The 23,531-nt window shown below is 60.9% G+C and carries 20 protein-coding genes and 1 pseudogene; 12 read left to right on the forward strand and 9 right to left on the reverse strand.

Features of this window, described 5'->3' with window-relative positions; all coding sequences use genetic code 11:
* Positions 1-117: 117 nt before the first annotated feature.
* On the forward strand, positions 118-678 hold the full coding sequence (locus tag AC4D6D_RS06875) for an opacity protein (protein WP_334183649.1): 561 nt from the start codon (positions 118-120) through the stop codon (positions 676-678).
* Positions 679-1,702: 1,024 nt separating this feature from the next.
* On the opposite strand, the gene AC4D6D_RS06880 is transcribed toward AC4D6D_RS06875, so the two are convergent.
* The 4 genes and pseudogenes from AC4D6D_RS06880 to AC4D6D_RS06895 all read right to left on the reverse strand — a co-directional run bounded on the left by AC4D6D_RS06880 (position 1,703) and on the right by AC4D6D_RS06895 (position 4,283).
* Entirely contained in the window at positions 1,703-1,876 is a 174-nt protein-coding gene (locus tag AC4D6D_RS06880; protein ID WP_334183650.1) for a hypothetical protein, read from the reverse strand.
* Positions 1,877-2,278: 402 nt separating this feature from the next.
* Positions 2,279-2,532, reverse strand: a pseudogene (locus AC4D6D_RS06885) (transposase domain-containing protein); the annotation flags it as partial.
* A gap of 201 nt (positions 2,533-2,733) precedes the next feature.
* Positions 2,734-3,183, reverse strand: coding sequence for a response regulator (locus AC4D6D_RS06890; protein ID WP_334186319.1), 450 nt, complete (start codon positions 3,181-3,183; stop codon positions 2,734-2,736).
* Positions 3,180-4,283 (reverse strand): PAS domain-containing protein, encoded by a 1,104-nt coding sequence (locus AC4D6D_RS06895; RefSeq protein WP_334186320.1) that lies wholly within the window; start codon positions 4,281-4,283, stop codon positions 3,180-3,182. The genes AC4D6D_RS06890 and AC4D6D_RS06895 overlap by 4 nt, the downstream gene beginning before the upstream one ends.
* A 452-nt stretch (positions 4,284-4,735) precedes the next feature.
* Here AC4D6D_RS06895 and AC4D6D_RS06900 point away from each other — a divergent pair, with 452 nt between their 5' ends.
* Entirely contained in the window at positions 4,736-6,502 is a 1,767-nt protein-coding gene (locus tag AC4D6D_RS06900) for a PAS domain-containing protein (RefSeq protein WP_491327027.1), read from the forward strand.
* A 3-nt stretch (positions 6,503-6,505) separates the two neighbouring features.
* The gene (locus AC4D6D_RS06905) at positions 6,506-6,883 is read left to right on the forward strand and encodes a response regulator (protein WP_334186323.1); all 378 of its coding nucleotides are present in this window, start codon (positions 6,506-6,508) and stop codon (positions 6,881-6,883) included.
* A gap of 242 nt (positions 6,884-7,125) precedes the next feature.
* Here the strand turns inward: AC4D6D_RS06905 and AC4D6D_RS06910 are convergent, their stop codons facing one another.
* On the reverse strand, positions 7,126-8,322 hold the full coding sequence (locus AC4D6D_RS06910) for a DUF2252 family protein (RefSeq protein ID WP_491327028.1): 1,197 nt from the start codon (positions 8,320-8,322) through the stop codon (positions 7,126-7,128).
* 134 nt (positions 8,323-8,456) lie between these two features.
* Here AC4D6D_RS06910 and AC4D6D_RS06915 point away from each other — a divergent pair, with 134 nt between their 5' ends.
* Both AC4D6D_RS06915 and AC4D6D_RS06920 read left to right on the forward strand, forming a co-directional pair.
* Positions 8,457-10,166 (forward strand): thiamine pyrophosphate-dependent enzyme, encoded by a 1,710-nt coding sequence (locus AC4D6D_RS06915; RefSeq protein WP_491327029.1) that lies wholly within the window; start codon positions 8,457-8,459, stop codon positions 10,164-10,166.
* Entirely contained in the window at positions 10,163-11,815 is a 1,653-nt protein-coding gene (locus tag AC4D6D_RS06920; protein ID WP_491327030.1) for an FMN-binding glutamate synthase family protein, read from the forward strand. Before AC4D6D_RS06915 ends, AC4D6D_RS06920 begins: the two co-directional genes overlap by 4 nt.
* A gap of 427 nt (positions 11,816-12,242) precedes the next feature.
* Here the strand turns inward: AC4D6D_RS06920 and AC4D6D_RS06925 are convergent, their stop codons facing one another.
* Together AC4D6D_RS06925 and AC4D6D_RS06930 are read right to left on the reverse strand one after the other, a co-directional pair.
* A complete protein-coding gene (locus AC4D6D_RS06925) occupies positions 12,243-13,199 on the reverse strand; it encodes a hypothetical protein (RefSeq protein WP_491327031.1) in 957 nt (318 codons plus the stop codon).
* A gap of 452 nt (positions 13,200-13,651) precedes the next feature.
* Positions 13,652-14,536: an AraC family transcriptional regulator gene (locus tag AC4D6D_RS06930; RefSeq protein WP_491327032.1), complete on the reverse strand. Its 885-nt coding sequence runs from the start codon at positions 14,534-14,536 to the stop codon at positions 13,652-13,654.
* Positions 14,537-14,649: 113 nt separating this feature from the next.
* Here AC4D6D_RS06930 and AC4D6D_RS06935 point away from each other — a divergent pair, with 113 nt between their 5' ends.
* Together AC4D6D_RS06935 and AC4D6D_RS06940 are read left to right on the forward strand one after the other, a co-directional pair.
* On the forward strand, positions 14,650-15,477 hold the full coding sequence (locus tag AC4D6D_RS06935; RefSeq protein ID WP_491327033.1) for an oxidoreductase: 828 nt from the start codon (positions 14,650-14,652) through the stop codon (positions 15,475-15,477).
* Positions 15,478-15,691: 214 nt separating this feature from the next.
* Entirely contained in the window at positions 15,692-16,534 is an 843-nt protein-coding gene (locus tag AC4D6D_RS06940) for a hypothetical protein (protein ID WP_491327034.1), read from the forward strand.
* Positions 16,535-16,677: 143 nt separating this feature from the next.
* Here AC4D6D_RS06940 and AC4D6D_RS06945 read toward each other — a convergent pair whose 3' ends face one another.
* Complete coding sequence (locus AC4D6D_RS06945) at positions 16,678-16,869, reverse strand: hypothetical protein (protein ID WP_491327035.1); 192 nt, start codon at positions 16,867-16,869, stop codon at positions 16,678-16,680.
* Between the two features lie 273 nt (positions 16,870-17,142).
* Between AC4D6D_RS06945 and AC4D6D_RS06950 the strand changes: the two genes are divergently transcribed.
* Positions 17,143-17,505: a PRC-barrel domain-containing protein gene (locus AC4D6D_RS06950; RefSeq protein WP_491327036.1), complete on the forward strand. Its 363-nt coding sequence runs from the start codon at positions 17,143-17,145 to the stop codon at positions 17,503-17,505.
* A 38-nt stretch (positions 17,506-17,543) separates the two neighbouring features.
* On the opposite strand, the gene AC4D6D_RS06955 is transcribed toward AC4D6D_RS06950, so the two are convergent.
* On the reverse strand, positions 17,544-18,317 hold the full coding sequence (locus tag AC4D6D_RS06955; RefSeq protein WP_491327037.1) for an OST-HTH/LOTUS domain-containing protein: 774 nt from the start codon (positions 18,315-18,317) through the stop codon (positions 17,544-17,546).
* A 412-nt stretch (positions 18,318-18,729) separates the two neighbouring features.
* On the opposite strand from AC4D6D_RS06955, the gene AC4D6D_RS06960 reads away from it, so the two are divergent.
* The 4 genes from AC4D6D_RS06960 (at position 18,730) to rlxS (ending at position 23,457) form a co-directional block, all read left to right on the forward strand.
* The gene (locus AC4D6D_RS06960) at positions 18,730-19,617 is read left to right on the forward strand and encodes an ArdC family protein (RefSeq protein WP_491327038.1); all 888 of its coding nucleotides are present in this window, start codon (positions 18,730-18,732) and stop codon (positions 19,615-19,617) included.
* A gap of 71 nt (positions 19,618-19,688) precedes the next feature.
* Positions 19,689-19,934 (forward strand): RNA polymerase sigma factor, encoded by a 246-nt coding sequence (locus AC4D6D_RS06965; protein WP_491327039.1) that lies wholly within the window; start codon positions 19,689-19,691, stop codon positions 19,932-19,934.
* Between the two features lie 57 nt (positions 19,935-19,991).
* Positions 19,992-20,900 carry a HEPN domain-containing protein gene (locus tag AC4D6D_RS06970; RefSeq protein WP_491327040.1) on the forward strand — a complete coding sequence of 303 codons (909 nt, stop codon included), beginning with the start codon at positions 19,992-19,994 and terminating at the stop codon, positions 20,898-20,900.
* 610 nt (positions 20,901-21,510) lie between these two features.
* Positions 21,511-23,457: a relaxase/mobilization nuclease RlxS gene (rlxS, locus tag AC4D6D_RS06975; protein WP_491327041.1), complete on the forward strand. Its 1,947-nt coding sequence runs from the start codon at positions 21,511-21,513 to the stop codon at positions 23,455-23,457.
* Positions 23,458-23,531: the final 74 nt, after the last annotated feature.

Consider the following 23,531-nt stretch of genomic DNA (forward strand, 5'->3'; position numbering starts at 1 on the left):
AAGGAATGATGCCAAAATGCCACTATGTTACGGAATCAAGTCAGCCTCGAAACTCGATTGGCTGAGCGCGGTTTTCTGAGCGTGCCGCCAAGTCGGCTATAACGTTCGGAGTTTGAAATGAAGAAGATTGTTTGCGCCGCTGCTCTTGCTCTTGCCCTTCCGACTGCAGCGTTCGCTCAGGACGGGACGGAGGCGACCGCGCCCGATGGCACCCCCGCGTTCGGTATCGAGCCTTATTTCGGTGTGCTTGGCGGCTACCACTCGTTCGACCGTGACAGCGAATTTGGTTCGCCGCGCGGCGGTAAGATGAACGGTGCGCTTATCAGCGGCGTGGCCGGCGTGAACGTGCCTCTGGGGCCGGTCTTTGTGGGCGCCGAAGGCAACGCCACAAAGGGCTTCGGTGACATCGACTGGGAGTACGGTGTCCGTGGTCGCGTTGGCGCCCGCGCCGGTGATAGCGGTATGGTCTTCGCTACGGCTGGTTACCAGTGGGTCAACGGTCGCCGCGCATACAGCGACCAGAAGGACTGGATTTACGGCGTCGGCGTCGAAGTCGGCCCGAAGGACATCGGTCTGGGCGGCATCACCGGCAACAGCGGTGTGCGCCTTCGCCTTCAGGCCGAGACCTACGACTTCGACAGCATCCGCCCGATGGCCGGTGTGATCATGCACTTCTAATAGTTTGGGGCGAGAAGGTCCGGCTCATTCCTGAACCGGTCTCCTCAAACCAATAGTGACGCGGGGTTTAAAACGCCACCGAGAACCGTCGTCATGGCATTAAGGCCCCGCTGCCGCTAGGCAGCGGGGCCTTAATATGTGCGGCGCCGAGAGAGATTATTTTCATCTTGCTGCGGCAGCGCGAAGGGGCGCGCCCTGGTGGCTGTACAGAGGGCCACGCGAGGTGGGCGTGGGCCAGCCGGTTTCGAACCCGGTCCGCAGCCTAAGGCGCCTCGCGAAAAGGGCTGCCGTAATGTGGATTCGGCAGCCCTTTTTTCGCTCAGCAGGTTCGGTGCAATGGGTGATCCAGCCGAACTTGACCCTGAAAGCAGGATCCGCTTGGAGAATGCATAAGTGGGATAAACGTTCCAGATTGCCATCGTGGCGGCGTCGTTGAGGCGACACGGCAAGCCAGAGCTGCGCCAATTCCATGTATGACACCGAGCCAAGGCCGAAAACCATAACGAGAAAAGCCCCGGTTCGCGCTTGAGGACGCGGACCGGGGCTAAGTTTGCGTCGCGTTGCGCCGAAGCGCATCATGGCCTGCCGCCAAGAATTGCCACCCTTGTGGCTGACCAATGATCTTCGAATACCACGGGTCCGTGACAAAGAATTGAAGTGTGGCGCCCTATTCTGTGACCAGGCTAGCACTCTGCTCGATGCGGACACCTTCAGAGAAAGGCCCCGGAGCATGCTTTCGGGGCTCCGGGGCTGAGGTTGTCGCAACGCGCCGAGGCACGCAAAGGGCTGCATCGGATGGGAGGGTCTACCCGATGAGGCGCAGATCCACATTGTGCGGCAAATTCAACGACGGAGCGAATTGCAATTCGTTAATCCCTGCGCCGGTTGGCAAGGGCCTAGGTCGTTTTCGCGAGTGTCGTAAAATGGCCCCGCCGGAGCGGGGCCGAGGTTTGGTAATGCCTGGCCGTTGTCGGGGCAGGAGGCGCGGCTGTTAGCAGGGAACGTGTCGCACCGATACCCGGCATCACTGCGACGCGCTGAGCGGCGCCTGCGAGCCGGTGGGGGCCTTAGCGTCGTGATCCCGGATCGCGTCCACCTTGGCGGCGCACTTCTCGAATCCCTCCATGTAGATGCCCCGCCTCGTGAGGATGTCGGCCGTCGTCGTCAGCGGCACGTCCTTGACGGTGCGTCGCGCCATCAGCCCAGCCGGAATGCCCACATAGGCGGGCGGGGGCGGGGCGAAGGCGCCGTCACTTCTTTTCGAGCAGCCTGCGCAAATCAGCCGGGATAGGGCGAGGCAGATACTCTTTGACCTCGGCATTGCTTACCTCCACATCCTTCAGTTGCGCGGCGGCGGCGATGTTCTGCTGTTCGATGAAGGCGAGCTTGTCCTGAATCAGGATCGTGTTCTGCTGCTCCAGTGCGCGAAGACCGAGAGCAGGCCAATGTCTGCGGCAAGAGCGGTGAGCCAGTCGGACAGCGATTAGTTTTCCATCAGGTCCTCAGTAAGCGCGCATTTCGTAGCACGCCGTTTCCGGAGGCAGTGCGTCCATCATAATTGACGCTGGACGGGACAGCCCACCGCAGCGACGTCGACGTGTCAGGCGTGTCTCTCGAAGTTGAATGGCAGCAGTCGTCGATATCGTCGTCGTGAGGTCGTTGGGGCGGTTCGGTGAGGACATGGCGTAGCCACGTGAGAGGATCGACGCTGCAGGCGCGGCAAGTCAGTATTAGGCTGTAGATGACGGCGCTGGCCCGTCCACCGTCTATGGTGTTGCAGAAAAGCCAGGTTTTTCGTCGTGTTACAAAGACCCTGGTGTCGCGTTCGAGAAGATTGTTGTCGATCAGCATCCTGGAAAGCTGACGGATCACACCTGAGAGCGTAGAATTGCCGGCTGAACGGCACAAAGGGGCCGGTTTCGCTTGAACCAACCGCTGGCTCCTGGGGCTTAGCGGCAGTTTCGTTTAGACATAGCGACTGACCGGTCCCGACAGGAGCCGACATTCGGCATTGCCAAAAAAGTTCAGGCTGGAACGCCAAGTAAACCGCAGCCGTCAACTCCAGGTCGCCGAGAAAGCTGGCGAAGCGAGGAAACTGGCCGGTTGCGGCGAGATAGGCGGCGGGTCGCACACGCCTTCCTCGATGTAGCGCATCGCGGCCATCAGCCCGTTGCGCGAGAAAGGCTTGGGGATGACCCCGTGCGCGCCAGCGAAATCCTCAGGAATTTTCGAGGGGTTGGCAGTCACGAAGACGATGAAGGTGCCGTGCCAGCGCTGCTGGATGAGTCTCGACACATCGAGGCCGCTGGTGCCGCGCGCGAGCTGGATATCGACGAAGGCGAGATCGAACCGGCAATCGTCGGGCAGATCGGCGACATCGTGTAGCGAGGCGGCTTCAGCGACGACGCGATGCCCGGCATCCTCGATCATGGTCTCGAGGTCCATAGCGAGCAGCGCTTCGTCCTCGACGATCAGGATGGAGAGCGGCGCGGAGGGACTGGTCATGCGCCCTCCGGATCGAACAGGATGTCGACCTGGGTGCCCCGGCCGCTGCTGGTCCAGGATACGGTCGCGCCTGCCTGTTTGGAGAGGCGGTTGATGAGCGTGGTGCCGAGACCGCCCCCGGGCGGCTTGTCACCGGCGAAGCCCGGCCCGTCATCTGCGATGGTCAGCCGCGCGGCCGTGCCGTCGCGGTGGGCCGCGACCCTCAGCGTGCCGCCGCGCCCATCAGAATAGGCGTGCTTGACCGCATTGGTCAGCACTTCGTTGAGCACGAGCCCCAACGCCGATGCCATGGCAGCCGGAACTTCGATCCGCTCGGCCGAGACATCGGTCTCGATGTCGCTGCGCCCACTCGAGCCGACGACGTCGGCAACAAGATTCTGGCAGAAGGCGCCGATGTCGAACTGCTGGACATCCTCGCTCTGGTAGAGCCGACGATGGACGGTCGCGAGTGCGTCGACGCGCTCGAGCATCGCCTCGAGTTTCGCGGTCACGGCGGGGTCGGCTATGGTGCGCGCCTGCAAACGCAGCAGCGAGCCGATCATGGTAAGATTGTTTTTCACGCGATGATCGACCTCGTGCAGCAGTAAGGTCTTCTCCTCGAGCGCGGCCGTCAGATCGGCTGTGCGCTTTTCGACCTCGCGCTCGACGATCGCCTTCTGCTCGGCGATCGCGCGCTGCGCCTCGATGCGGTCGGTCACATCGAGCTGCGAGGCGAAATAGAACTGGATGTCGCCGGCGGCGTTGCGGACCGGGCTCAGATAAAGCGCGTTCCAGAAGGTGCTGCCGTCCTTGCGATAGTTCAGAAGATCAACATCGATCGGCTTACCAGCCACGATGGCCTCATGGATGCGCCGCACCGCGTCGCGATCGGTGTCGGGCCCCTGGAGGAACCGGCAGTTGCGCCCAACGATCTCGTCACGGTCGTAGCCGGTGAGCTTCTGGAACGCCTCGTTGCAGAAGATGATCGGATTGTCGGGCTTGGCGGGGTCAGTGATGACCATCGGCATGCGCGTCGCGCGCACGGCGGCGGCAAAGGGATCGCCGGGTCCGCTCTCATGGGTCACATCGTCAGTCAGGTGCCAATTGTCGCGCTGGTCCACTTACCCTCCTGTGCGCAGGAGCGTAGGCCCTAGCGTCTCTACCATAACCACGGTCGGCAGGAGGCGTTCCCAATCTGCGGCGAGCCGCTCGCCTTCGGACCTGCCACTCGCTCAAGTGAGCTGCTCTTCCAGCCGGCCTGATGGTGAGCGCGATCGAACACTGCTCGCCAAGTGTTACCAGCGATCGCGCAGGTCGCTTTCCGCGCCCGAGGCGGTCACGCCCGCCGTGATCCAGGCCGAGGCCTCGCAGCATATCGACGCGTTCAAGTCCTGGCTCGGACGCTGATCGTCCGGGAGCAATCGGCGGGTGCCAGACACAAAGATGCAAACCGGTCCGTCGGCACTTCTCCCGGCCTAGCTTTCACGGGGAACAGAGTTGCGATCGATGCATTGTCTGAACGCTAACATTTGTTGGCGCCACGCGATGGGGCTCTCCCCCGATCCGGGGGACAATGAGCGCTTCGACGACATTGCTGGACCAGCTGAAGACTCTGGTGAACGCCGACCGGCGTTCCGGATTGCCAAGCTATGTCGTGGCGACGTTGTTCATCGCCGCGGTGGCCTTCACGCAGATCTCGCTGTTCGGCTCCTCGGCGCCCTGGTTCCTCTACACGCCAGCCGTCGTCGTCATCGCATTGCTGCTCGGTGGCGGGGCCGGGGTCTGGGCGACGATCCTGTCCGCGCTCGGCGCCGGCTATGCAGCCTCGCGATCCGACCTGCCCTTGTTCCTCACGCCCGTCCACTGGGGTGCTTCGATCTTCTTCATCGCGACGACGCTGGCGCTGGTGGGTCTGGTGGTCGCGTTGCGCACCGCACTGCTCCAGACCGAGGTCCTGCGGCGTCAGCGCGAGGAGGATTTCGTGGCGTCGGCAGAGCGCGAAGCCTTTCTTGCCGGCGTCCTCGCTAGTTCGACCGACTGCATCAAGGTGCTCGATCTCGACGGACAGCTGACCTTCATGAGCGAAGGCGGCCAGCGCGTAATGGAGGTGAGTGACTTCAACGCCATCGCCGGCTGCCCCTGGCCCGACTTCTGGCAAGAACAGGGTCACGTTGAGGCGCGCGCCGCGATCGAGGCGGCGAAACGAGGCGAAGCGCGCAGCTTTGTCGGCAAGGCCGACACCATGGCGGGCACGCCCAAATGGTGGCACGTCGCGGTAAGTCCAATTTTCGGAGCCGACCGCGAGCCCGACCGCATCCTCTCGGTTTCCCGCGACATCAGCGAGCTGCGCGCAAGCGAAGAGGAGCGCGACAATTTCTTGCGTCTGGCCGAGAACAGCACCGACTTCATCGGCATGGCGGGCACCGACAGGCAGATTTTCTATCTGAACGCTGCAGCGCGGCGCATGGTCGGTCTGGAGCGCACCGACGCGGCCTCGCTCACGATCGGCGACTTTTTCGCGCCGGACCAGGCGCAGTTCGTCGAAGAGACCGTGCTGCCGGCGGTCGCCGGAGACGGATCGTGGAGCGGAGAGCTCAACTTCCGGCATTTCGCTACCGGTGAGTCAGTCCCGGTGCTGTATTCGGTGTTCCCGATCCGCGACGCAGCAGGTGGGCTGATCGGCTATGGCACCGTGACCCGCGATTTCCGCGACCGCAAGCGCGCGGAAGACGACATGCGCCTGATGAACGGAGAGCTCGCGCATCGGCTCAAGAATGTCCTCGCTGTGGTCCAGTCTGTCGCCCAGCAGACCCTGCGCAACGCAACCGACATCGAGATCGCGAGCCACGATCTGTCCGCCCGACTGGTGGCGCTGGCGGCGGCAACGGATGTGCTGACGCAGGCTTCATGGCGCTCGGCGGACCTGCGCACGCTCGCTGAGCAGGCGCTCGCGCCGCATGGCCGGATCGGCGACACTATCCGGATCGGCGGCCCGTCGATGACCCTGAAGCCGGAAATCGCGGTAGCGTTCGCGCTTGCGCTGCACGAACTCGCCACCAACGCGGTCAAATATGGCGCGCTGTCGGTGCCGGGTGGCACGGTCACGCTGTGCTGGACGATCAACCGCGGAGTAGAGGATGTGGGCTTCGATCTCGTCTGGGAGGAGAGAGGCGGACCGCCCGTCACGCCGCCCGAGCACAAGGGCTTCGGATCGAAGTTGATCGAACGGTCGCTGCGATCCTATTTTCGCGGCAGGAGCGAAACCGACTACCGACCGGAAGGTTTGATTTTCCAACTCCATGCGCGGTTGAAGGATGCCGCGATCAACACCGGGAACTAAAGCGTGGGCGAGAGCCATCCGATCGGCACCAAAACGATCCTCATCGTCGATGACGAGGCACTGCTTCGCTTCGATCTCGTTGACTTTTTCGAAGCCGCCGGCTGGCGCGTGTTCGATGCAGAAGATGCCGACCAAGCGATCATAATCCTCGAGGAGCGCAAGGAGATCCGGGTGGTCCTGACCGACGTGCAAATGCCCGGCTCGCTGGATGGGTTGAAGCTGGCGCACTACATCCGCGACCGCTTCCCGCCGACTATCCTCTACATCGCCTCGGGTCATGTTCCGCTGCGCGAGGACGAACTGCCCGCGCACGCCACCTTCCTACCCAAGCCGTTTGATCCTAACCGGCTCCTTTGCCAGTTAGAGATGGTGATCGAATAACCGGAAGAATGTCTATTGCGGCGAAAGGCCGAAATTGCGGTGCTTTGTTGCTAGCGGCTTCGCGTCGGGCCAATGACTAGTTCTGTCGGCAACCGCCGTCTCAAGTCGATAGGAGAGTGACACGATCTGGTCGTGAGCCGCCAAAAAGGCGGAAGGTCCACACTTCGATCGCGAAATTCAGGCGCTGAGCGGCGACAAAGGCCCGAAATGCCTTCATGCATTCGGATATATTACTTTCAGACTCAATTATTCATCGCATGCACGCGGCAGTGATCGAGATAGCCTTTTTCATGCCGCCCGGTGAGGTCTACGACTGAACGCCAGAGCCATGACGGGGCATCCAGGGTTCTGGAGCGTCCCCTTTGCAAGGTTTGCGCCCAACTGCGACGGATCTCCGGCGCCATCTGCCGGCCATGCGCTTTGCCCACCACGAAGGCGAGATAGCGCGCTGCCTTGAGCGCTTCGCCCCGCGAGAATTGCTCGACCTCGATCTTGAGATCCTGGGGCATGAGTTCGCGCACGAACACCGAGTGTTCGTGCAGCCGCGCCGTCCCCATGCGTTCGCCGAGATGCGGCGACAAGGCACACGCTGCAGCCAGAACCCGTTCGGCCGGATCGATCGGCATGACGGCGCCAGGTGCGATGGGTGCGACAGGAGCGACGGCCTCCTTTATGTCGACAAGCGCATGGTCACTGCCGCGCGGGCCTTCGAGCGCGACGATTGCTGCATAGCGCATGAGGCCAAGCGAACTACAGCCCTTCATCCAGTAAGCGGCATCGACCATTTTCGGGGCTCGTTCCTCGTCCTTCGTGTCCAGCGACAGGATCATGCTGCTAACCGGCCGGTGCGTGACGATGTCGCGAAGGCCTGTGGTCTCAGTTTCGGTGAGGGGCCAGAAGCGGCGGCCAAGAGGAATTTTCGGCTCCACGTCCTCTAGCCGTTCCTTGGCCAAATGCCTCCACTTCCTGCCGAGCGCGCGGCGGCGCACCACGCGCACGATCTCCGGCTCCCAGCCTGCAGTCTTCTTTGTCTCATCCGGGTCGGCAAAGGCGTCTTCGTAGCCTTCGACCATCTCTTCCATCATCCGCGCGGTGACGACGCCCGGCAGGTCCGATCCGCGTGCCGCCGTGGCAAGCGAAAGGCCCAGGCGGATAAGATCGTGCGCAGGGTTGCCGATCACTGCCTGATCGAGATCACGGATCTGTATCTCGACTTGGCCGTCGCCGTTCGCGATGGGGCCGAGATTGCCGAGATGGCAGTCGCCGCAGATCCAGACCTCCGGTCCTTCGGGAACGATGCGTTCGCCTCCTTCTTCGGCAAGCCAGCGATAGAAGAGTTCGGTATTGCCTCGAACGTAGGCGTGGGCGGAACGCGCCATTTTGAAGTCTCGGCGAGCATGAAGGGTGGCAAGGCGATCTGCCGGGACGACGAATTTCATGCCGACACGAACGAGCAACACTATGCAAGTGTTCCAGATGCAGCCGAGGTTGTGAAAATGGCATCGAGCCATCGGAACAGGCCATGTCTTCGCGGATTTTGCTCCTGCCAAACATATACAAATGGGAAACAAACATGACGACAGTGGCGCAGGTGATCGTGGAGACCCTCCAGGCCGCAGGTGCGCGCCGCTGCTACGGCGTGCCGGGTGACACGCTCAATCATGTGACCGACGCGATCCGGACAAGCGACATTCGATGGGTTCATGTCCGGCATGAGGAGGCGGGCGGCTTTGCGGCCGGCGCTGAATCTCTTCTGACGGGCGAACTTGCACTTTGTGCCGGGTCGTGCGGCCCGGGCAGTCTTCACTTCATCAACGGACTGTTCGAATCCCACCGTAATCGTGCGCCGGTCGTCCTGATTGCCAGCCAGATCGTGCGGGACGAACTTGGCTTCGATTTTCCGCAGGAAGTCGACTTTAACGCCATTTACGAGAGTTGCAGCGTCTTCTGCGAGGAAATCCGTACGCCGGAGCAGGCGCGCCGCAAGACCGCGATGGCGGCTCAGGCGGCCCTGGCCAAGCGCGGCGTTGCGGTGCTGATCGTGCCGGCGGACATCTCCAGCGCCAAGGCACCGGACGAGCCTGCATTTACCGTCCATCGCGCAAGTCCGGTCGTCGTGCCCGCGGATCATGAATTGGAACGTATCGCGTGCTTGCTGGAGCAGGGCAAGAAAATCGCGATTTATGGCGGATCGGGGTGCGAGAACGCGCATGACGAGGTGGTTGCACTCGCGCGCAAATTGCAAGCACCCGTGGCGCACACCTCGCGCGCAAAGGACTTTCTGGAGTACGGCAATCCGTTCGATGTCGGGATGACGGGGATCTTCGGTGGAGAGGCCGGGTATCACGCACTTATGTCATGCGACACACTGCTTCTGCTAGGCTGCGATTTCGCGTGGCGCCAGTTCTATCCGCAGAAGGCGACGATCATCCAGATCGATCTCGACGGGACGCATCTTGGGCGACGCCATCCGGTCGATTTCGGTGTGGTGGGCGATGTTGCAGAGACTCTCAAGGCATTGCGCGGGCGGGTGGACGCGCGGTCCGATCGAGCCTTCCTCGACGATTGCCTGTCGAAGCGCGAGAAGATGGCGGAAAGGCAGGGCAGGCATGCGACGGTCGGCAAGGGCGGCGCGATCCATCCGCAGTACCTTGCCGAAGTCATATCCCGCGCGGCGCCTGCCGATGCGATCTATACGGCCGATGGAGGGTCGCCGATGGTCTGGTGCCTGCGCCACGTCGCAGCGACCGGGAGCAACCGCACGGTGATCAGCCTCAGTCACGGGACGATGGCCAATGCAATGCCGCAGGCGCTGGGCGCAAAGGCGGCATTCCCCGACCGGACGGTGATCTCGCTCTCGGGCGATGGCGGCCTGGCCATGATGCTGGGCGACCTGCTCACCGCCGTGCAGGAGGAATTGCCGATCAAGGTCGCGGTGTTCAACAACAGCGCGCTGGATTTCGTGGAGATCGAGCAGAAGGTCGAGGGGCTGCTCGATGCCTATACCAACATGCTCAATCCCGATTTCGGCCGCGTCGCGGAAGCCATGGGCCTGTGGGGACGCCGGGTCGAAAAGGCGCAGGATCTGGAGGCTGCGGTTCAGGCGTGGCTCGATGCCCCGGGGCCGGCATTGCTCGACGTCGTCACCGACAGATTTGAACTGGTCATGCCGCCGAAGATCGAGGCAGGACAAGTCGCCGGGATGGCGCTCTATTCCGCCAAGGCGGTGCTGGGCGGGCGCGGCAAGGACGTTGCGGGCATGATCCGTAACCTGCTGCCATGAACGGCGGTGCGAGCGGAGCGGTGGGACTCGTCGCGGGGCTGACCCGCGACCATGCTTTGTCACGCAACCTTCTCCTGATCGCCTCGTTTGCGGGGACCGTGTCATCAGTCGCTATCGGCATCCGTCATCCCGGCGGATTGTGGTTTCTGCTGATCAGCTTGCCGATCCTGGTGCTTTCACTCGTCGACCTGTTCCAGACGAAGCATTCACTCCGGCGCAATTACCCCGCCTCGGCGCGGTTCCGCTGGCTGTTCGAATGGCTGCGCCCTTTCCTGCGGGCCTACATCGTCGAAAGCGACCTGGATGGACGACCTTTCAGCCACGATGAGCGAGCGCTAATCTATGCGCGGGCCAAGGGCGATGTTTCGGCCCATCCGTTCGGCACCGAACTCGACGTCTATTCCGACGAGTACGAATGGCTCGCCCACAGCATCGCGCCATCGCGCCATGCGCCCAAGGATACTCGTGTGCATGTCGGCTCGGAGCAATGTTCGAGGCCTTATGAAGCCTCGCGCCTGAACATTTCGGCGATGAGCTTCGGAGCGCTGGGCGCCAATGCGATCGAGGCACTGAACCTAGGTGCGAAGATCGGCGGTTTCTATCACGATACCGGGGAGGGTGGCCTGTCGCCCTATCACCTCCGGCACGGCGGCGACATCGTCTGGGAGGTCGGCTCAGGGTATTTCGGCTGTCGGGATGGCAATGGTCGCTTCGACGGCGCGCGCTTTGCGGAACGGGCCGCGCATGAAGCGGTGAAGATGACCGAGATCAAGCTGAGCCAGGGCGCCAAGCCCGGTCACGGGGGCCTTCTTCCTGGTCCCAAGGTGACGCGCGAGATCGCGCAGACCCGCGATGTGCCTGAAGGCGAAGACTGCCTCTCGCCACCATGGCACAGCGCGTTCTCGACCCCGATCGAACTGGTGGAGTTCGCTGGCAGGATGCGGGATCTCTCCGGGGGCAAGCCGGTGGGGATCAAGCTGTGCGTGGGCTATCCGCACGAACTCTTCGCGGTAGTGAAGGCGATGCTGGAAACAGGCATCTTGCTGGACTTCATCGTCATCGACGGCGCCGAAGGTGGGACCGGAGCAGCACCGACGGAACTTTCTGACCGTGTCGGCATGCCGCTGCGGGAGGGGTTGATCTTGGCGCGCAACGCGCTGGTCGGAACCAACCTCAAAGGCAGGGTCAAGCTTGCAGCATCCGGCAAGGTAAACTCGGGCGCCGGTATCGCTATGAATGCGGCGCTTGGCGCGGACTGGTGCAACGCTGCGCGATCCTTCATGTTCTCGCTCGGCTGCGTCCAGTCGATGCGGTGCCACACGGACACCTGCCCGACCGGAGTTGCCACCCAGTCGCCCGCGCGCCAGCGTGCGCTCGTCATTCCCGAGAAAGCCGAGCGCGTCGCCCGCTTCCAGCGCAGTACGCTAGACGCGTTGCACGACATTGTGGTCGCCTGCGGGCTGGACACTCCGGATCAGTTCACACCGGATGGCCTGCGGCAGCGTATCAGCGCGGTAGAGATGCGATCGATGGATGAAATTTACGCTTTCATCGAACCGGGCGAATTGCTGGATGGTGCTCGGGATCGCCGAACGGCGCGATGGTGGACTCAGGCCGATCCTAATTCGTTCCGCAGAATGGTGCCATGACTACAGCAATGCCGGAACCTTCAGGCCTTATTTGCCAGCGCAGCATACATCCTAACCACCTCTAGCCCTACGTGCAGGTTTCCAGTTTCGCACAAGCGAACGATATGCCCTTGGTGAAGGGAGATTAGGTCCTGAGAGTCCGTGAAGGGTCGAGGCCGAAAGAGAAAGCCACCCGCTCTGGTCGGTCGTTCCATGCTCGTGGCGACGCGACAGAGCCGACCGTTCAGTTTTCCGGGGCGACCAGATCAGCCAGCAGCGGGTTGTTTCGAGACCGCCAGGTTTGAGGAGACGAGCGGTGGTAGCCGTCGCCAGCCGCACCCCTGTAGACAGCGGCCGATTGAACTACGGGATGGTCGATGGACAGGGGCCGCCCGTAATGTTTTGGATTAAGCGCGGCCCAGGTGAACGATGCTCCCGCCCGGCGCAGTCACGTATGACTCATGGTTGGATCCTTGTCCTCTTCGACAAGCTGTTTCGGCCTGGTGCTGGAATAGAATGTGTCATGATTATCAGGTGGCTCAGGCAGGTCGAAGTTGCCTGAGATAATGGCCGGAGCGTTTACTAAAGAGTCTGTAAAAACTACATGGAAGGATGGTATTGCATCGATACTATGAACAAGGATGGAGAGTTCTTTTGATGACTGCATCATTGCTGCGTAAGCAGAATAATAGTCTGATGCCCGCTTCGCGAGCAATGGAAGGGCCGGCACCCAATTCTTATTGAAAGTTCCGTCGAGTGGTTTTGAAACGGATGCAGGCTTTACGTCACCAAAAAACTTCAACGCCGTTGCGGCGCCTTCGGCCAGCCCCTGAACAACTTCAAGAAATCCATGATCATTTCGATTGATATCAATCGTCGCTACATTGTTCATGAGCATCGACGGAAACTGCTTGTCGCCTTCAGAAAGAGTTTCGGCCACGGTCCAGACTTTAGCGTCCGTTGAGTTATCGAGAAAAAGGTCCCGCCCCGAAAAAAACAGGTCACCATAAGACGCCACTTTTTCAACTAAGAGGGCAGATACATTTTGCGCCGTAAAATTAAGTGAAGCCTTGTCCGCTATCCCGCAATGCCTGGTGTATTTGCCAAAAAACGGATTGCCTGTTGCATACCAATAGTACTTCGAATCTTGCGTGTAAATGTTGAATTTTGATGAACTCAATACGCTTCCTTTATACTCTGCAACTATCTGGACAATGTTGTCCAGATAAAAGCACATTGAGGTAAATGCGTGGCTTGTCTCGACATTCTCGAAAACAACCCATTCTTTAGGGCCTGCCTTTATTTCGGAAGTTGTTGGAAGATACATGCATCGGCTGTTGATTAATTTAAAAACTATGTTTTTATCCGAATGATTGTATACTTTAATGTCAAGTTTCTCGCCCATGGTGTCAATTCCCGATTTATACTCAGTATAATTCCAGCGCGAAGTTGCGATGTTCTTTTTTTAAATAGCAATGTTTAAAAATTGTATAATCGCTCGACATCATTTACATTCGAACCAAATGCAATTAACTGATTTAAGTGCGGTGAAGTGTCCTACTCTGTGCAAGAACACTTAATTTGCCTGCCAAATAAATTAAAATTCTGCAATCGGGACGCGCTGCCGACATTCGGAACGGCCTGATCTCGGGCGTTTTCACCGTGGCGGAGAACTTCCCTCTCTCGTGCTCGATCTATCTAAGAAAACAGGCATCTGTCTGGGGTGGTCAGCTAGTCAGCCGACATTTTTGACGCAGCCTATTCCGGGATACCAAGAACGAGGAAACTGCCTGTCCGCACCTGGGAGCGTAAAATTGGTGCTGAACGGCTACAAAAGGGCCCAGCTTCCCATACTTACTAGGCCTCGCCGATGTGCTCGCGCAGCCAGAGGACTTCATCGCTCGGATTACGATGGAAATGACGCTTGAAGTCGCGGCTGAACTGCGCGGGGCTGGCGTAGCCGACCTGCATCGCGACGGTTGCTATGGTAGCTTCGCGCCGCGCGATTATCAGGCGCGCTTCGTGCAACCGCATGGCCTTGATGTACTGAATGGGCGAACTTCCGGTGAGAGCCTTGAATCCGGCGTGATACGAAGCAACGCTCATCCCCGCAGCCTGGGCCAGGGCGGGAACGGTGAGTTTCTCATGATAGCGTTTGCGAATCTCTGACAGGCTCTTCACGACCCTGTCCGCCGTCCCCTCGTGTTGAAGGGCGGCCCGGAGCGGCCGGGCTTGCGGACCCGTCATCACGCGAAAATGCAATTCGCGAATGAGGCCAGGTCCCAGGATAGTGCACTCCTGCGGGGATTGCAGAGCCACCAGCAACCGGCGCAGCACATCGCGAATGGAGGGCCCCATCGGGCTCGAGACCAGACTGCGTGCCTGCTCGCGCGCGTGCGGCGCGTCCGGCTTGGCTATCACCGCAGCGATCTCGGCCGCGAGATGAAGGTCAAAATCGAGATAGATGGCGAGCAAGGGGCAGCCGGCATCCGCCTGTGACGCCATGCGAAATGGCACAGAGACCGAGATGGCGAGGTAGTGATCGGCATCGTAGCGATACTCGTCGCCATCAAGAAAGCCCTGCTTCGATCCCTGTAAGACAAATACGGCTCCGGGCCGGTAAAGCACCGGCACGTCCTCGAGCATGGCTTCCGAACGCAGGATACGCAGGGCGGGGAGGCTGGTCGAATTGTACCCGTGCCGGGGCGCGAGCGCGGCCGCCAATTCGGCAAGATCAGTCATTTCCAAGGATTTTTTCATAGGATCGAGCAAGAAATTTAGAGAAATTGCCGTTTTTTGATCAGCATGATTGTACCATTTGGCAAAGCGTAAAGGCAACCCACAGGAACAACGCCATGTCGCGACGCACTTTCTTCATAACCGGAGCTAATTCCGGCTTCGGCTTTGCAATCGCCAACGCCGCACTGGAGGCTGGCCATCGGGTAATCGGCGCGGTCCGATCCGAGACGGCACGAGATCGTCTCGCTGAACGTCTGCCCGAGATCGTAACGGTCTTGTGCGATGTTACGCAGTTCGAGACGGTTGCCGGAATTGTCGATCGAGCCGACAGCGACCATGGTCCGATCGATATTCTCATCAACAACGCGGGCTATGGGCACGAAGGTGTCATCGAGGAATCCCCACTCGAAGAAATGCGCCGTCAGTTCGACGTCAATGTCTTTGGAGCGGTCGCGGTCGCCAAGGCGTTACTGCCGCGTTTTCGCGAACGTCGCCGCGGCTTCATCGTCAACGTGACCTCGATGGGCGGGATGATTACCATGCCGGGGATTGCCTACTATTGCGGCAGCAAGTTTGCCCTTCAGGGCATTTCCGAAGTGATGCGCGCCGAAATGGCACCTTTCGGCGTTTACGTCACGGCCCTGTGCCCGGGCTCCTTCCGGACCGATTGGGCAGGACGATCGATGGTCCGAAGCCCCCGCGCGATCGCTGACTACGACGCCCTGTTCGATCCGATCCGGACTGCGCGAAAGGAGAAGAGCGGCAAACAGGCAGGCGATCCCGCCAGACTCGCCCAGGCCGTCCTCGCCCTGATCGATGCCGATGCTCCGCCGCCCCAGTTGCTACTGGGTAGCGATGCCCTGCGACTGGTACGTCAACGTCAGATGCAAATGGTGAATGAAATCGAGGAATGGGAGAGTCTGACCGTATCGACGGATGGCTGAGCCAAACGTAGTGCGGGAATGCTCAGGCATGGTCGCTCCCCTCAACGCCCGTTCCCGTAATGCCCACACGTTGTAGGCAAATTCCACTGCCGGACAATCAATCTGGGCCTTACCCCGGGCCATTATTGAGGCAATGGAAGTATCTCGCACGCAGGTTTGCGCAGCTCTTGCATCATCGTTGATATCGATGCGTTGCTCATCCCTTTGGCGAGCTATGAAGGCCGCTATTACTGCTGTATCGAAAGCTATCAGCCAAGCGAAGCTCAGGACACTTGAGATGGCGTTGACCACTATGCAAAGGGCGGTATTTGGGCCTGACGCGCGGTTCTTTGCAATTACGGCGATTGTTATGGCGCTGATAAACGTTGGCGCTTTTTCGTTCTTTGCAGCCATGGGCATATCGTCGTTCCACGCGCCTGTCGCGGTACATATCCACGCGATATTGTTCATGGGGTGGGTCTTGGTGTTCGTGTCTCAGGTGTCGCTTGGAGCCGCCGGTTCGCTCGCCCTTCACCGCAAGTTGGGCTGGCTTGCGGTAGGCTGGGCCTTGGCGATGGTCATCGTCGGAACCACGACGACGATATGGAGCGCCCAGAAAGCTGCAGTGCCGTTCTTCTTCCTACCCGCGCAATTTGTAGTGATGAACCCGTTAAGCGTGATGCTGTTCGCGGCGCTCTTGATTGGGGCCGTGGCGAAGCGGCGTGATCGCGAATGGCATCCACGCCTGATAATATGTGGCATGGCAGCGATCATGGGGCCATCCTTCGGGCGGCTGCTACCCGCTCCCTTGCTCATGTACTCGACGCTGACTGCAGTCTTCATCGGGATGATCGCTTTTCCCGTTGCCGGCATCGTTCGGGACAGGCTGCGCTACGGCCGCGTGCATCCCGCATGGTGGCTTGGCTTGGTTTCGCTCTTGCTGTTGCAATTGGCGACTGAGACACTGGGCCGGAGCGCAATTGCCGGTGCAATCTACGCACGCGTGGTAGTGGGAACGCCGGGCGCGCGTGTGCCTGGGCTGATTTACCAGCGGCCGCCGTTTCCGACAGATTTGTAACTTTGGTCAAGCTACCGGCGAACCTCATCATCGAAAACGACCTTTTGCCGCCTTTCAGCCGGTGACTTTGCGCTGCCGGCTGCGGCCCTTCGGCCTTCACCTCTTCGATGCCCACCAACGTCCGATTGGCAGCTCTGTGCTGTTTACCGGCTACGTTGATCCGGGGCTGGCGCTTCGGATGGCGCCTCGTCAGGTTCATCGATGTTTGGCACCTCGGGCACGATTTCCGGAGGTTCCTGGAATGGGGTCTCCGCAGGTGGCATATCTGGCGGCATCTCAATCGGCGATTGCGGATTGATAGTGTCGGGCGGCGGCATCTCTGGATTCGAAGCCATGAAATTCTCCTCTCGCTGACATAGCGAGCAAGAATATTCGTGGTTCCTGACTTCCAGGCGAAGACGGAAGAAACACTGTCTTGGAGTGAACATCAAAATTGAAGACCGCCCAGATTGTTGGCTCTGCAGGCAGGCCAAATCGGGTGTTTGATGTGAACTTCCTTGTCTCGCACGGCATCAAGGCGGAACGTGGCCAAGCGCTGGACGTTTGATTGGAGCAAACCTTCTGTTGGAGGGGGCGAAGATCAACCGGCAACGGCAAAGGAATGAACAATGGCGGATCCAGCCACAGCAACTCCGACCCTCGTTGAAGCGGATACCTCCGGGCTGAAAGTGCGGTCTCGCGATGGCGACAATCTCGGCCACATCAAATCGTTCATGGTCGACAAGCGCTCTGGCCAATCGACCTATGCCGTATTGAGCCTTGGTGGTTTTCTGGGCTTCAACAAAAGCTTCTATCCCGTGCTTTTCAGTTTGCTGGCTTACGATGCACCGGCGGATGACTATGTGGTCACTATCGATAGGCGCGTGCTGGAAGGCGGCCCTAGCTGGGCGAACAATGCGCCTGAGTTCAATCAGGCGTATGCCGATCGCGTGTCGAGTTACTATGGTACGCCATCTGCGCAGATCGTTTGATGGCGGTTCGATAGTGCCTAGCGCGATCTCTCGTTGACCTATGGTTTGGACTTTCCGTTGCTGCCCGGTTTCGGGGGCTGCTTGTATCGGATATGGACGCCGCGACCCGGGGTGCGCCTGACTTCGAAGGCACCGGTCTTTTCCACCAGGTCGCCGAGCTTTGCATGGCCGAAAGTGCGGGGGTCGAAGTCGGAGGCAAGCGCGGTAAGGCGCTGGCCTACGCCGCCCAGCGCAACCCAGCCGTCGTCGTCTTCGAGTTGCTTCACCGCGCGACGGATCAGCGGGACCGCCATGGTGGGCGAGCGGGCGGCCGAGGCAGGGCGCTGATCCGGTCGTTCCGGTTCGTCGGAGGTCTGCGCTTCCGGAAGCAGGTTTTCCGTATAGATGAGGCCAGGGTGGGCGCCTTCCAGGGATCGCGGCGTTGTCGCCTTGCCGATAGCCTTGAGTTCAATTCGGCGAAGCTCTTCCAGATCTTCGGGAACCAGCGCGCTGGCGAATGGTCCTGCTGATGAAAGCGGCTGTGCCTGGGGCACGAAGTGTTCGAACCTGCGATCAACGAGAAGCCGGCCCGTGGTGCCCGGTTGGCGCGGCGGCGTCCTGGGTATCTCGGGCACCGGCTTTCCGGCGCGCAGCTTGTTCCAATAGCCCTGGGGCGGGGGGACGATGCCCATCGAGACGAACAGTTTCCTGAGACCCACGTCGGAGATGCCGACCTTGGTCGCAAGGTCGCGCATGGGTTCGGACCAGGCAAACTTGATGAGGTCTTCGGGCAGAAGCTGGATGCCGTTCCATGCAGGATAGTAGCGCGACATGGTCGTCCTTCGTGGGCAGGGGCCTGAATTTGTATTGAGTGGATAATGCAGATTGAAGTCCGGCTGCCCCGCGCGCTGCGCGGCCGGGCTCTATTTCGCTGCGCTCAACCGAGCCGCCTGACGGCGTCTCGTCCCTGACGGGTGACGATCCCTGACAGGGGCGGCCCGGTGGGCCGGATGTTGTCGCCGTGCCTGCGGCCCGGCGGCGTATGCCTCGGCTCCAGGGTGACGGGGGGCGTCACGGACCCATAGCCCCGCCATGGCGCGGCGCAACCTGGGCGTTGCCCAGGTCCTCCTCTTCGTTCCGGCCCTTCGGGTGCACCCCGCCATCCTGGCGAGGCTCCTGGTCCGCTCCTGCCGCCCCCCGCCACCCCGGCGCCGGGCCATGGCGGTTGAAGAAAGGAGTAGGGTAATGAGCCAGATTCAGCGTCTTGGCCTGTATGAAGAGGTCACGTCCCGCATCATCGCCGAGCTTGAAGAGGGGCGGCTTCCCTGGGTGCGGCCATGGGACAGCACCCGGTGTCCCTGCATGATGCCGCGCAATGCGGTTACCGGGCGTGTCTATTCCGGCATCAATGTCCTCATCCTGTGGTGCGAGGCGGTGGAGCGGGAGTTCGCTTCGCAGCGCTGGCTGACTTATCGGCAGGCACAGCAAGTTGGCGGAAATGTCCGGCGCGGTGAGAAGGGGACCGTCATCTGTTACGCCGATCGCTTCACGCCCAAGGACGAGGCCGAGAAGGCAGCGGGCGAGGATCGCGAGGCGCGCACGATTGCCTTTCTGAAGCGCTTCGTGGTGTTCAATCTTGATCAGATCGACGGCCTGCCCGAGCAGTTTGAAGAGATCGATACGGTGCCGGATCCGGTTCTTGCGATTGCCGAGGTGGACCGGCTGATTGCAGCTACTGGAGCCGATTTTCGGATCGGCGGGGATGAGGCCTATTACTCCCCCAAGCACGACTATGTGCAGGTTCCGCCGCAGGCCGCCTTCCATGAGCCGGTGAACTGGTTTCGCACGGCGCTGCATGAGCTGGGGCACTGGAGCGGGCACACCAGCCGTTTGAACCGGGATCATACCGGGCGGTTTGGATCGGCCTCGTACGCCAGGGAAGAACTGGTCGCGGAGATGACGGCGGCCTTTGCCTGTGCTTCGCTCGGCATCCATCCGACGGTGCGGCACAGCGACTATATCGGCTCCTGGCTCGAGGTACTGCGCGCCGATGAAAAGGCGATCTTTCGGGCGGCCAGTGCGGCCAGCAAGGCGGCCGATTTCCTCCTCGCATTCGGGGAGGACGCGGCATGAGGGGGCTGCGGTTTTCGCTATGGTGGCGCAGGCGCAGGGTCGAGCATCGCGCTCTGTCTGCCCGACCTGGCGTGCTGCCCGGCATCGATCTGGAAGCGTTGGGGGAGCCGCCACCCGGACTGGTGGAGCGGTTGGAAGCGGCGATGGCGGCACTGCCTGCCGTGGATCGTGAAGTGTTCCTCGCCGTGCGTTTCGACAACATGAGCTATGTGGAAATCGCCCGGCGCACCGGCCGTTCGGTGAAGGACATCGAGAAGCGGATGAGCAGCGCCATTGGCACCATCACGCGAATGCTCGAGGAGAGCGCCGGGGTTTAGCCCCGCTGTCTTTTCCTTGCACCGGCCGCCCCTTATGCCCACAGTCGAGCCAAGCCCATGAAGACCGATCTCGACCATCTCCCCGACCGCAAGCGCCACGATCTAGAACGCGTGGTGCAGATCATCTTTTCGGAATTCGAGGATGCACGCGCGCTTTCCACCCAGAAGTGGAAGCGGGAAGGGCGGATCGCCCAGATCATTCTCTATGGCTCCTACGCCCGGGGAAACTGGATCGAGGATCACGAGGGCGGGTACTATTCGGATTACGATGTCCTCGTGATCGTCAACGACGAGCGGCTGGCCGATCCAGAGTACTGGCACCGTGCGCAGGACCATCTGATGCGCGAATGGAGCATTGCCAAGCGCATCTCGGCGCCGGTGGGCATGGTAGTCCACAGCATGGCCGATGTGAACAGTCAGCTCTCGCGCAGCCGCCCATTTTTCATGGATGTTGTGCGCGAGGGCGTGGTCCTCTACTCGCTCGAAGAGCAGCACTTTGAGATGCCCAGGCCGCTGGATACGGCGGTGGCTTTCTTGGAGGCTGAGCAGAACTATAAGCAGTGGTTCGAGAGTGCTAGCGGGTTTCTTCGCGCGGCACATCACATGGTTGCCGACGATCTGAAAAACCATGCTGCCTTCATGCTCCATCAGGCAACTGAACATTGTTATCATGCCGTCCTGTTGACGCTGACGCTCTACAGCCCGAAATCGCACAACATCGAGTTTCTGCGGAACAAGAGCGAGGACATCGTCCGTGATCTGATCCCGGTATGGCCGCGAGACACAAAGTTCGCTCGGCGATGTTTCGAGCTGCTTCAGCAGGCCTACGTCAAGGCAAGATACTCGCCTTACTACACGATCCGGGACGTCGAACTGGAGTGGGTCGTCCAGCGCGTGGAAATGCTCCATGCGCTGACGAAAGAGGTCTGCGAGACCCATCTGAGGAAGAACGGCAGCCACATCTAGGCGCGCTGGTTCCTTCGAATCGAGCGCCATTTCAGGGCGTCGCCGTGACCGGCGACGCCCTTTTTCTGTCAGGTTCTCGTTGCGGAAAATCGGCTTGATGCGATCGGTTCGCTGCTTGATTTCGTCTCCTTTGCCGGCCTGGCTACTCCCGGAAAGGAGTATATGTCGGCACCTGCGAGCGACACCAAATCGGCGAGCTTTGACCCGATATCACCCAGCAGGCCCCGCCCGGCACGGCCGCTGAAAACCTTTGCAGACGTGTGGAAGTGGCAACAAGCAGGGTTCTTGATGCTGCCGTACGCGTGCAGTGCGAAGGCGGCCTGGCGCTTCCGGAGAATATGGCAGAGGAGAGGGCGTGAAGGGCAGGAGAGGGTAAGAAGGGGGAGGGCAAGTTAAAAGCCGTCGTCTCGCGCAGCGACCCAACTTGTTGTCTGCACATCGTTTTTTACGAGACTCGGAGTGTGGAATGGCCGAACCTTGCCTCCACCGATGGAGGTTTGGCCTCGGAAATGGTGGGTTCCCAACGGCTTGGGCTGGTACGGCGATGGAGGCCCTTGAAGCTACGTGCGCGCAATCCTTCATCGAGGTCTTTGCCAGTGAGGTACGCGCGATGGATGACGACTTCCAGGTATGGCTCGGCCATGTCGGCAAGGAACGGCCTCTTCGCCACGACCTGCGCCGTGCGGTCAATCAGGCCGGAGGAGCGCGGCGAACCTCGGGTGGCGGGAAGGGGCGTTTCACCGGCAGTCGGATTGGCCGAGGCGGGGCCACCGGTAGGTTGCTGGGAAGCGGCGATCGTTTTGGCGGGCCGCGCTCGCGCCGGGTCATCGTCAAGACCCGCTATGTGAAGCTGGCCGAAAAGGGTGCCAAGGCTGCCGCCGCGCACCTGCGTTACCTTCAGCGTGACGGCACCACCCGGGAGGGCGAGCGCGGCACGCTCTACGGTCCGGAAATCGATGTTGCGGACGGCAAGGCTTTTCTCGAGCGCGGTGCCGGCGATCGCCACCAGTTCCGTTTCATCGTCTCGCCCGAGGACGGCCAGCACTACGAGGACCTGAAGCCTTTGACGCGCCGGCTGATGCAGCAGGTCGAAAAGGACCTCGATACCCGCCTCGAATGGGTGGCAGTCGATCACTACAACACCGGCCATCCCCATACCCACATCGTCGTGCGCGGCGTCGACGAGCGCGGCCAGGACCTGATCATCGCCCGCGACTATATCAGCAGCGGCATTGCCGCCCGTGCTTCGGAAATCGTCAGCCTCGATCTCGGCCCGCGCACCGAACTGGAAATACAGGAAGCGCGGCGCTCCGAGATTACCTCCGAACGCTTCACCCGCCTCGATCGAACTTTGCTGACATCGCTCGACGAGCAAGGACTGGCGCCGGCCTGGCACCGTGATCCTGTCGAGCAGGGCCTGCGCGCAGCGCGCCTTGGCACGCTCGCCCGCATGGGGCTCGCACTCGAAGAGGAAAAGGGGCGCTACCGTCTCGATCCCGATATCGAAAATACCCTGCGGACGATGGGAAAGCGCGGCGACATCATTGCCACCATGCATGAGCGCCTGAAAGCACGTCCGGAGCTGGCGCCCCACGACTACGCCATCTTCGAGCCCGGCACGGACCGCGCCATCGTCGGGCGTATCAAGGCTCGCGGACTCTCCGACGAGCACCGGGATCGCCATTACATGATCGTCGAGGCCACCGATGGCCGCACCCATTACGTCGACCTTGGACACGAACTGGCGGACGGTGCCATGCAGGGGCGGTTGGTCAGGATCGAGCAGACGCGCTTCGGCACCCGTATTGCGGATCGCAATGTCGCCGAAATCGCTGCTGCCAATGGCGGAGCCTACAGCGCCGCGAAGCACCTTGCTCATGACCCTACGGCCAGCCACGAATATGCCCAGGCCCATGTGCGGCGTCTCGAAGCCATTCGGCGGGCGCAGGGCGGGGTGGAGCGCCATCTCGACGGCAGCTGGACAATTCCGGCAGATCATCTTGAGCGGGTTAAGCAGTACGAACAGCGCTTGAAGCAAAACCGTCCGGTCACAGTGGAAGTTCTGGCCGATCGGCCCCTGGAGCAGTTGGTCCAGCATGATGGGCCGACCTGGCTCGACCGGCAATGCGTTGCGAAAGATCCCGAGCAGCTTCAGGGCCGAATGGGGGGCGAGGTGCGCGGCGCACTTCAGCAGCGCCGGCAATGGCTGATCGAGCAGGATCTCGCCGAGCAGGACGGCAACACGATCCGCTTCAAGGCGAACCTCCTTGCCAACCTTCAGCAGCGCGAGCTTCGCCGCGTGGCTGGTCAGCTCGCGGAGGAACTGGGCGTTCCCTTCATGGAAAACAGGCATGCCCATATCGAAGGCACCTATCGCCGGGCCGTCGAGGTCGGCGGTGAGAAGTTTGCCCTGATCGAGAAGTCGCGGGAATTTACGCTGGTGCCTTGGCGCCCGGAACTGGAGAGGCACCTGAACCAGCAGGTGTCGGGGATCATGCGCGAAGCGGGAATCACCTGGCGGCGTGGGCTCGATCGCGGTGGGCCCGAAATCTCGTGATGGTCACGAGATGCCGCGGAAAGTACCCTGGGTGCACCAGAGAGTGTCTTTCTGGACGACTGGCCGGCTGGCAG

Source organism: Novosphingobium sp. BF6 (genome assembly GCF_058273105.1).

Bases quoted from the DNA above. Each gene is read 5' to 3' on its own strand.
- AC4D6D_RS06875 (WP_334183649.1), top strand. From the start codon at position 118: ATGAAGAAGATTGTTTGCGCCGCTGCTCTTGCTCTTGCCCTTCCGACT.
- AC4D6D_RS06880 (WP_334183650.1), bottom strand. From the start codon at position 1,876: ATGGCGCGACGCACCGTCAAGGACGTGCCGCTGACGACGACGGCCGAC.
- AC4D6D_RS06890 (WP_334186319.1), bottom strand. From the start codon at position 3,183: ATGACCAGTCCCTCCGCGCCGCTCTCCATCCTGATCGTCGAGGACGAA.
- AC4D6D_RS06900 (WP_491327027.1), top strand. From the start codon at position 4,736: ATGAGCGCTTCGACGACATTGCTGGACCAGCTGAAGACTCTGGTGAAC.
- AC4D6D_RS06910 (WP_491327028.1), bottom strand. From the start codon at position 8,322: ATGAAATTCGTCGTCCCGGCAGATCGCCTTGCCACCCTTCATGCTCGC.
- AC4D6D_RS06915 (WP_491327029.1), top strand. From the start codon at position 8,457: ATGACGACAGTGGCGCAGGTGATCGTGGAGACCCTCCAGGCCGCAGGT.
- AC4D6D_RS06920 (WP_491327030.1), top strand. From the start codon at position 10,163: ATGAACGGCGGTGCGAGCGGAGCGGTGGGACTCGTCGCGGGGCTGACC.
- AC4D6D_RS06925 (WP_491327031.1), bottom strand. From the start codon at position 13,199: ATGGGCGAGAAACTTGACATTAAAGTATACAATCATTCGGATAAAAAC.
- AC4D6D_RS06930 (WP_491327032.1), bottom strand. From the start codon at position 14,536: ATGACTGATCTTGCCGAATTGGCGGCCGCGCTCGCGCCCCGGCACGGG.
- AC4D6D_RS06935 (WP_491327033.1), top strand. From the start codon at position 14,650: ATGTCGCGACGCACTTTCTTCATAACCGGAGCTAATTCCGGCTTCGGC.
- AC4D6D_RS06940 (WP_491327034.1), top strand. From the start codon at position 15,692: ATGAAGGCCGCTATTACTGCTGTATCGAAAGCTATCAGCCAAGCGAAG.
- AC4D6D_RS06945 (WP_491327035.1), bottom strand. From the start codon at position 16,869: ATGGCTTCGAATCCAGAGATGCCGCCGCCCGACACTATCAATCCGCAA.
- AC4D6D_RS06950 (WP_491327036.1), top strand. From the start codon at position 17,143: ATGGCGGATCCAGCCACAGCAACTCCGACCCTCGTTGAAGCGGATACC.
- AC4D6D_RS06955 (WP_491327037.1), bottom strand. From the start codon at position 18,317: ATGTCGCGCTACTATCCTGCATGGAACGGCATCCAGCTTCTGCCCGAA.
- AC4D6D_RS06960 (WP_491327038.1), top strand. From the start codon at position 18,730: ATGAGCCAGATTCAGCGTCTTGGCCTGTATGAAGAGGTCACGTCCCGC.
- AC4D6D_RS06970 (WP_491327040.1), top strand. From the start codon at position 19,992: ATGAAGACCGATCTCGACCATCTCCCCGACCGCAAGCGCCACGATCTA.
- rlxS (WP_491327041.1), top strand. From the start codon at position 21,511: ATGGATGACGACTTCCAGGTATGGCTCGGCCATGTCGGCAAGGAACGG.